General features: G+C 68.2%; 7 protein-coding genes and 4 pseudogenes. 7 read left to right on the top strand and 4 right to left on the bottom strand.

Going from position 1 to position 8,304, the window contains the following annotated elements; all coding sequences use genetic code 11:
* Positions 1 to 853 precede the first annotated feature (853 nt).
* Both IE312_RS35220 and IE312_RS44060 read left to right on the top strand, forming a co-directional pair.
* Positions 854 to 1,183, top strand: a complete 330-nt coding sequence (locus tag IE312_RS35220) for a hypothetical protein (RefSeq protein WP_189986341.1) — start codon at positions 854 to 856, stop codon at positions 1,181 to 1,183.
* A gap of 131 nt (positions 1,184 to 1,314) precedes the next feature.
* Complete coding sequence (locus IE312_RS44060; protein WP_189986339.1) at positions 1,315 to 1,602, top strand: hypothetical protein; 288 nt, start codon at positions 1,315 to 1,317, stop codon at positions 1,600 to 1,602.
* Between the two features lie 250 nt (positions 1,603 to 1,852).
* Here IE312_RS44060 and IE312_RS35205 read toward each other — a convergent pair whose 3' ends face one another.
* Positions 1,853 to 2,338 (bottom strand): carboxymuconolactone decarboxylase family protein, encoded by a 486-nt coding sequence (locus IE312_RS35205; protein WP_189986335.1) that lies wholly within the window; start codon positions 2,336 to 2,338, stop codon positions 1,853 to 1,855.
* Positions 2,339 to 2,518: 180 nt separating this feature from the next.
* On the opposite strand from IE312_RS35205, the gene IE312_RS35200 reads away from it, so the two are divergent.
* The 3 genes and pseudogenes from IE312_RS35200 to IE312_RS35190 all read left to right on the top strand — a co-directional run.
* Complete coding sequence (locus IE312_RS35200; RefSeq protein WP_189986333.1) at positions 2,519 to 3,421, top strand: RNA polymerase sigma-70 factor; 903 nt, start codon at positions 2,519 to 2,521, stop codon at positions 3,419 to 3,421.
* A gap of 89 nt (positions 3,422 to 3,510) precedes the next feature.
* Positions 3,511 to 4,100: pseudogene (locus tag IE312_RS35195) on the top strand (transposase); the annotation flags it as partial.
* A gap of 2 nt (positions 4,101 to 4,102) precedes the next feature.
* Positions 4,103 to 4,557 (top strand): annotated as a pseudogene (locus tag IE312_RS35190) (transposase); the annotation flags it as partial.
* A gap of 81 nt (positions 4,558 to 4,638) precedes the next feature.
* Here IE312_RS35190 and IE312_RS35185 read toward each other — a convergent pair.
* On the bottom strand, positions 4,639 to 4,908 hold the full coding sequence (locus IE312_RS35185) for a barstar family protein (RefSeq protein WP_189986332.1): 270 nt from the start codon (positions 4,906 to 4,908) through the stop codon (positions 4,639 to 4,641).
* Between the two features lie 18 nt (positions 4,909 to 4,926).
* Between IE312_RS35185 and IE312_RS35180 the strand changes: the two are divergent.
* Positions 4,927 to 5,373: pseudogene (locus IE312_RS35180) on the top strand (transposase family protein); the annotation flags it as partial.
* 167 nt (positions 5,374 to 5,540) lie between these two features.
* On the opposite strand, the gene IE312_RS35175 reads toward IE312_RS35180, so the two are convergent.
* The gene (locus IE312_RS35175) at positions 5,541 to 6,140 is read right to left on the bottom strand and encodes a TetR family transcriptional regulator (protein ID WP_189986330.1); all 600 of its coding nucleotides are present in this window, start codon (positions 6,138 to 6,140) and stop codon (positions 5,541 to 5,543) included.
* 46 nt (positions 6,141 to 6,186) lie between these two features.
* On the opposite strand from IE312_RS35175, the gene IE312_RS35170 reads away from it, so the two are divergent.
* Positions 6,187 to 7,035 carry a patatin-like phospholipase family protein gene (locus tag IE312_RS35170; RefSeq protein WP_229900819.1) on the top strand — a complete coding sequence of 283 codons (849 nt, stop codon included), beginning with the start codon at positions 6,187 to 6,189 and terminating at the stop codon, positions 7,033 to 7,035.
* Positions 7,036 to 7,222: 187 nt separating this feature from the next.
* Here IE312_RS35170 and IE312_RS35165 read toward each other — a convergent pair.
* Positions 7,223 to 7,948 (bottom strand): annotated as a pseudogene (locus IE312_RS35165) (IS701 family transposase); the annotation flags it as partial.
* Between the last annotated feature and the right edge of the window lie 356 nt (positions 7,949 to 8,304).

Raw genomic sequence — 8,304 nt, 5'->3', positions numbered from 1 at the left:
GAGGCCCACACCGAGGCCGGGAACATCGCCGAGCAGCGGGCCCTGGAGAAGGCCGGGTTCACCCGCGAGGGCGTACTGCGGGGCATCGTCTTCCGGGGCGGCCGGTGGCGCGACGGCGTTGCCTACAGCGTGCTGCGCGACGACCCACTACCCGCCGACGCGTGAGGCGTACACCTCGTTGTGGACATCCCGCGAGTTTCCCCGGGGCCCTGCTGAGTCTTTGTCCCCGTGGCCAGGGCGTTCCCCACTGCCGCATGCCTCCTGACGGCCTGAGCGAGTCCTGCTCCGTGAGGAAGCCGAGGATTACTGCGGCAGGACCATGAGCGGCGTGCTGGAGCGCCGTTCCTTCCTGAAACGCTTCGTCGTCCGTGACGGAAGCCCAGGACGCAACGCCCGGGCCTTGCTCATCGTGTAGGGGGATCCGGACTGGTGATGCGGGTGCGGTCGTGAGCGTCGGCAAAGCCGCGCAGTCGGCCAGATGTCGTGAGAAGGCGGCGGGCGATCGGGTCGGGTTGAGTCGGGTTGATGGGACGCCTGACGGGCGGGACGGTCGGCCTGGGCACGGAGCTGCTGGGCGTGGAGGTCGGTGCGGACCATGTTGCCGCAGCCGGCGACGCAGTGGTTGCCGTTGGTAGGGCGTTCGCACAGGGCGACGTCGTGTTTGTAGCGGCAGAGCAGCAGTGCGTGAGGGTTGTCCTAGAAAGCGGTTCCGTCGCGGGAGAGGTACTTGCGGGCGAAGTCCGCCTTCAGGTCGTGCCTTCGAAACGGTGGGCGATGCTCGCCTGGTGGAGAGCCTGGCGGGCGGCGGGGCGGGAGACGCCTTCGCCGCGGCTATAGCGCTCGTGGAGGTTGGTTGCGTCTCGGCGCTGCTGAGCACGGTCTCGATGTCGATGAGGTCGTGGATGCCGCGGCGGGAGCGGGTGCCGTAGCCGCCGGCGACGTCGGTGTTGACGACGGTCCGCAGGTGGCCGTACTGGATGGCGAGGGCGACCAGGCCGCCGGGCTGGCGGGCGATGCGTCAGGCCAGAGACCGCCGAAAGCCCACCGGAGTGACCGGCCCGGACGGATCCGGGGGGATGAACTCGCTGGTCAGGCCGTGGCGGGCGGCTTCCTGGTTGGCGAAGGTGATGAAGTCGGTAATGCGTTCGCGGATCCCGTCGCCGCCCAGGCCGTGCCGCGGTGACGGATCGCGCCCCGGTGGTAGTCACTGGCGAAGAGCAGCCCCCCGGGGGGAACGATGCGCCGGTGACCGGGTCGGGACAGCAGCCCGCGCCTCCAGGGCGAGCGATTACTGGCGGGGGGGTTGTTCAGACCGTGCAGGATGATCACGGCGGTGCCTGGCTGCAATTTCACCATGTCATCGGTGTCGTCGGGCCCAGTGGGACGGAAGTAGAAGCGGACACCGCCGGTCAGGCAGCACACCGCCTCCTCGGCCTGCGGGTGCATCTCCCAGTGGTCGGCGTGGACATCGACGTCGGTCTCCACGTGGAACGTCGCGAGCTGCCAGGCCCCGGAGTCGCTGCTCGTCATCCGCCGTTCGGCGGCTCGGACGTCGCCGTCGGGGTGGATGTGCAGGGCCGAGGCGAACAGGTCGATGGGTGACCAAAGGCCACGATCTTCAGGAGGAGGACATCGCCCGCCTGTCCCCGCTCGAGCACCGCAACCTGAACCTGCTCGGCCGATACAGCTTCACCGCCTCCACTCCGGACGCGGGCGCCCTACGCCCGCTGCGCGACCCGGATACGCAAAAGCTGGACGAGGACGACGACGGGGGCGGGCTGGACCAATTCCCGACCGCTCCCGCACGACCCAGACCGGTCCCGATCCTTCGATCGGGGCCGGTCTCGGTGCGTCAACCGGCGAGGGTGGTCAGGTTGCCGGGCACGTAGGATCCACCCTGGTTGTTGAGGATCACGCCGAGCCGGTTGGTCGCGTTGATCATGGCGACGAGGGAGACGAGAGCGACAGCCTGCTCCTCGTCGTAGTGCTTGCGCACCCCGGCCCAGGTCTCGTCAGTGACCCCTGCATATCCGTCGATGATGCGGGTGCCTTCCTCGGTGAGGGCCAGCGCCGCTCGCTCGGCGTCGGTGAACACGGTGGAATGCCGCCAGGCGGCGACGAGGCTGAGCCGGGCCGCGTCCTCGCCGGCCGCGGCGGCGTCCTTGCTGTGGATGTCGACGCAGAAGCCGCAGCCGTTGATCTGGCTGGCTCGCAGCTGCACCAACTCCTGGGTGGATTTGGGCAGCGGCGACTCCTGGATGACCTGGCTGACGGCGTAGATCCGCTTGCCGACCTTCGTGCCGAGCTCGGTGTCGAACAGGTTCATACGGGTTTCCATCGGGGCTTCCTCACTCATGGAATCGTGTGGCTGATGCCCATGAGGCGCCGGTCGCCGCGCTCCTGTGACACGGGGCAGATGTGATGTGGGTCACGGGGGCGGCTGTCACAGAATTGAGGTCAGCGGCGTCCCGTGTACGACACGCACCACACGTAGCGAGACAGAAGTCGGGAACTGACGATGGTAAACAGGGATGCCGGTATCGATGCGGGGGCGACCACGGCCACGGCCACGGCTAGTTTCATTTCCCACCGCAACCTACTGTTCACGGTGGCCGACGAGATGCTGGGCTCGGCGGCCGACGCCGAGGATGTCCTCCAGGAGACGTGGCTGCGCTGGTCGGGCGTCGAGCACGCCACAGTCCGCGACCCGCGCGCCTTCCTGGTCCGCATCACCACCCGCCAGTCCCTGACCCGCCTTCGCACACTCCGCCGCCGCAAGGAGTCCTACGTCGGCCCGTGGCTGCCCGAGCCGCTGCTCATCGCGCCCGACGTGGCCGAGGACGTCGAGCTCGCGGACAGCGTCTCCATGGCGATGCTCCTCGTACTGGAGACCCTCGCGCCGACCGAACGTGCCGTGTTCGTGCTGCGGGACGTCTTCGACCTGGACTACGACGAGATCGCGCAGGCCGTCGACAAGACCCCGCCCGCCGTCCGCCAGATCGCGCACCGTGCCCGCGCCCACGTCGCCGCGCGCCGCCCTCGCGAGACGGTCTCCCCCTCCCAGACCCGCGACGCGCTCGCCGCTTTCCAACAGGCAGTGGCAACAGGCGACTTGACGGAACTCCTCAACATGATCGCCCCGGACATCGTCCTCCTGACGGATGGCGGCGGAGTCGTCCGGGCCGCCGTGGAACCGGTGGTGGGCGTGGCCGACGTGACCGAAGTCCTGGCCAGGCTCAGCGGCGCCCTGCTGCAACCGACCCTGGTCAACGGCCACCCGGCCCTAATCATCCGCGATGACGGCCGGATCGACACGATCGTGGCCCTCCGTCTGGACGCCGGCCTCATCACCGGCCTCTACGCCGTCCGCAATCCCGAGAAGCTGTCACGCATGAACCGCGAGACGGCGATGGGCCGCTGATGTCGGGACCGCCACCTCGAAGGGTCATGAACATCTTGGGGTTCTGACCCCGCCGCGTGAGCGGGCGAGGCCAGACTCGTTTTGTGGTGATGAGGGAATGGGTCGGGGAGACGGTCGGGCCGGACGTGTGGGAGACCTGCCAGGAGTTGCTTCCCGCCGGAAGTGTGTTCACGTTTCTGACCGAGCATCGTGGTGCTCTGTTCCCGGCGGAGATGTTCGCGGACAAGTACCCGTCGGCGAACGGGCGGCCGAGCATGCCGCCGCAGATCCTGGCCGCGGCGGTCACGCTGCAGGCCCTGCACGGGCTGTCGGACTTCGAGATGGTCCAGGAACTGCGGTGTGACCTGCGCTGGAAGGCCGCGTGCGGGTTGGGCCTGAACGCCATGGCGTTCGATGCGTCTCTCGCTGGCCTACTTCCGTCGATGTCTGGCCCGCTCTGCCCGGCCCAACCGCGTGTCCGAGGCCGTGCGCGAGGTGGTGAAGACCACCGGGGTCCTGGGCGGCAAGCACCGGCGGGCTCTGGACGCCACCATGCTGGACGACGCGGTGGCCACCCAGGACACCGTCACCCAGCTGATCGCCGCCGTCCGTGCGGTGATCCGCGAAGTGCCTGCCCCATGCCGCCGACGTCGCGGCCGTGCAGTGCACCGCGCACGACTACACCGATCCCGGCAAACCCCGCAAAGAGGGGCTGAAGGGCGAAACGAGCCGGCTGACCACGCACGCGGACGCTCCCGCGGAGGGCTGAGCGCGAAGATCCACCTGGTCGCAGACGGGCGTGCAAGCTCCTGGCTCGGCCGTCACCGTGGGCCAGGCCGGTGACGCGCCCGCCTTTGAGACCGTCATGGCCCGCATCCGGGTGCCGAGAACCGGACCTGGCCGGCCTCGCACCCGCCCCGCCATGGTCCCTGGCCGACCGTGCCTACTCATCCCGCGCGATCCGCGGCCATCTGCGCCGTCGGCAGATCCGTGCGGTCATCCCGCAGTCACCGGACCAGGTCGGCCACCGTCTGCGGCGAGACCGCCAAGGCGGGCGCCCACCCGGCTTCGATGCGGCTGCCTACAAGCAGCGCAGCGCTGTTGAGCGGTGCATCAACCGCCTCAAACAGTGGCGCGGCCTGGCCACACGAACCTACTGACTCGCCATCGCCTACCAGGCCGCACTCCACCTCGCCGCCATCCTCATCTGGACACGACGCTGACCAAAAAGGCGGAACCTAGGCATACTCAGCAACGAACTCCGGGCGGTACGTGGCTTGGTAGTCGTCGAGCGCCCGGCGAAGCATGGCGGCCCCGCGGGGAACGCCGGCCGCGAGCTGATCCCAGCCGAGGAAGCGCACATGGGCAGGGACGCTGACCAGTCCGGTGATCGCGTCCCAGAAGGCATCCCAGTTCATTCCGTAGAAGTTCGGAAAGCCCAGCTCCCGCTTCAGAAGCAGGTGCAGGGCGCGCTCGTCAGGCACCTCGCTGACCTCAATGGTGATCACGGCGATATACTTGCATGGGCGATCGCCGACACGACCTGCTCGGCCACCACGATCCGCAACCGCCACGACGAGTGGATCCGGCTCGGCGTCTTCGCCAAAGTCAAGCAGATCGCACTGGAGTCCTACGACCGGATCGTCGGCCTCGAACTCGACCAGATCGCCGTCGACGGCGCGATCAGCAAAGCCCCGGGCGGCGGCGAGGTCGCAGGACGGTCGCCGGGCGTGACGAACGCGGCCTTGCACGGCCGCATCGCGCGCAAGGGCGAGAAGGCGCCGATCCAGGCAAGTCAGAGGTGGCACGTGGAACGCCCCCACGCCTGGCTGAACGCCTTCCACCGCCTCGCCCGCTGCTACGAGCGCCGCGCCTCCGTCATCGAGGCCTTCTTCAACCTTACCGACACCATCATCACGGTACGTAGCCTGATCCGTCGGGCATGGACGACCCACCGATGGGACGAACGCCCGAACGCCGCCCGTGACCAGACGCCGACTCCTGGGCGAAACCGATCATCAGCCCGCCCGATGCGATCGCGGCACCGTTCCGACTCGGCGGTGTTCCCGGCTCTGACATCGGGCCGACTTCCGTCCTTTCCCCGGGTGGTACCACCCTGGCAAAACCATGCCAGGACCGTTCACTGGTAAAGGAGTTCAGCGAAGCGGTCTAGCGCACGATCGGTGCGGTGGCGATCGCCGGTAGCTGTGAGATCGAACAGCAGACCCCGGACAACGGCCATGACCAACGTAGGCGTGACGGTGTCGTCAGGACCGGTGGAGACGTCGCGAAAGGTGGAGCCGAGCGTGTCGAACCAGTCCGTGATCGCCTCGCCCTGGTCGGGGTAGGCCTCGGGGTGAACCAGTCCGTCGACGTGCACCTCAAAGAACAGCCGGACGAACGGCGCACGTTCGTCTGCACTGATCCACGCCCAGATGCCACGCAGCCGCTCTTGCACAGAACCCGTCTTTGGCGGAAGGTGCTCGGCCAGGCGCACAGCACCTCGACGACGGGCCTCGGCAAGGACCGCCGCGACCAACTCCTGTTTGCTGCCGAAATCGTAGAGCAGCATCCGTGGGCTGGTGTCGAGGGCTGCGGCCAGTGGCCGCAGGCTCAGCCCGGCCAATCCGTGCGCCAGTACATAGTCGGTCGCCTGCGCCAGTGTGCGCTCGCGACGGGCGGGATCAGCGGGTCGCCCCACGACGGACCTCTCCTCACCGTCTCGGAGTTGAAACAGCATCAGTGAGTATATGGTACGACTGTTTCAATAACGAGGGGAGATCACCTTGCACACCTTCGACCGAGCACTCGTCCTGGGTCCTGGGAGTCACGTCGGCACCGCCTGGATGGCAGGGCTGGCCTACGGATTGCGCCGCGATGGTGTGGAACTGGGCGAAGCCGACCTGATCGTCGGGACGTCGGCCGGCGCGATCGTCGCAGCGCTACTCGCCACCGGCCAGGACCCGGGGCGGCTCGCGGCCTCGGCCCGCCAGCCGGCTCACCGGCTCAAGGTGGACCCCAGGCGGATGGGCGAGGTGTTCGCCGTGCTCAACGACCGCAGCCTAGAACCCGGCGAGGCCAGGCGCCACGTCGGCCGGCTCACGCTCGAAAGCACCGACCTCGCGGCCGAGGAGGCGCTGGTCGCGGGGCGCGCTGCCTTGATCGGTGCGGCCGCGTGGCCGGAGCGGCGACTGCTGATCACTGCCGTGGACGCAACCACCGGTGAGCCCGTGGTGTGGGACCGCGACAGCGGCGTGCCGTTGGTGCACGCGGTGGCAGCGAGTAGCTCCTTCCCCGGGGCCGCGCCGCCCGTTGCCATCGCCGGCCGACGGTACATGGACGGTGCGCTGCGTGCGGGCCCCAACGCCGATCTCGCTGTTGGAGCCCGCACGCTGGTCGTTGTCGAGCCGATGGCCCACCTGTTTCCCCGGGAGCCACTCAACCAGCAGCTGGCGGCCGTGGGGGCAGGCACCGTGGTGACCATCGGCCCCGATCCGGCCTCGGTACGCGCTTTCGGCTCGGACATGGGTGACCTGGCAGCCTGGGAACCGGCCTATCAAGCGGGTCTTCGCCAGGCCGGCGACGTCGAGGCACAGCTCCGCTCCATCTGGAGGACAGAGGCCGACGCGAGCTGACCGCAAATCAGGTCGGTGATGTGTGGGCGCTGGCAGCCCACCGGATGGGTCGCCGGATAGGCCGACTACTCCGGCAGCACAGGCGCACGTCTCCCCGGTGATCACAGAGCGTCGCACCTCGGTGATCACCAAGACCTGGGCCTGTCTTACTTCCGGGGTAGCCCCACCACACCCCCCTGCGCCCGCTCTAATACTCCAGCAGCGGTTCGTGTCCTGAGCTGGTGGTGGTCGTTGTTTTGGAATATGGAGGGGATGACTGAAGTCGCTGACTGAGCGGATGAGTTGGAGTCCAGGAGCCTTCGGATCTCTGCCACGGTGAGTGGGATGATCCTGCTGGTGGGGTCGTTTCTGCAGCCCCCTTTGCGGCCTCGTCGGCGGCCAAGCCGGCAAGAATGGCGTGGGCGAGCATGACCAGGGTGATATGCCGATACCAGCCTGTGTAGCGGCGGACTTCGTACTCGTCCAGGCCACATTCGTTCTTCGCGGCCTGGAAGCATTCCTCGATCGCCCAGCGCATCCCGGCCACCCGGGCGAGGTCCGCAACCGTGCAGGTCAGGGGCGCGTAGGCGAAGTAGTAGGCGATCTCCTCCGGGCGGGTCAGGCTGCGGCGGGCCAACACCCACCGGTGATGAGTGGGCTCGTCACCGTCGAAAAGGCTGATCGCCGGCAACCTGGCACTGGCCCAGTCATAGACCCGCGGGCCTTTGGCGCCCACGCCGCAGGACAGCCGCTGCCAGGCATCCTCGGGTGCCTCGCTGATGAGCTCGTCGATCCGCCAGAACCCTGCCAGGCTCTTGACCTGCTGTGACTTGGGAACAGCGACGACGTATCCGACACCCAGTTCCTCCAGCAGGCGGCGGAACCTCCACTCTTGGCCGTAGGCCTCATCCGCCGTCACCCACGAAGCCGGCAGGCCCACGAGGGGAGGAGGCTGTCCGTCTCCTTCAGGACGGTCTTGAGTGGATGGCTGCGCAGTAAGTCGGGCTGGAGCCGCGTGATTGTGGCGGTGGCCGTGCCCTGTACGGCCCCGGTGCAGGTGAGCCGCGCGCATCGGCCTCCGGGAGGGCGTCTGCCGTTTTCTCTGCTCCGGCGACACATCCTGACTCAAGGACCCGGCCTGACCGCGGTGTGCGAGGTGGCGTCGTGGTGCGTGAGGGCCGAGGCCGGGGGAACGCTGCTTGGCGCGCAGCCTGTCAATATGCCCCGTGTCTCGCGGAAGTAACTCCCGTTTTGTGGGCTTGTCGGCCCGAAGTGAGGGCATCTGCTGGT

The sequence above is a fragment of the Streptomyces capoamus genome, from assembly GCF_014654935.1.
Classification (GTDB): domain Bacteria; phylum Actinomycetota; class Actinomycetes; order Streptomycetales; family Streptomycetaceae; genus Streptomyces; species Streptomyces capoamus.
Note: the sequence above shows the minus strand (reverse complement) of the source record. Positions and strands in the feature narration are given on the sequence as shown.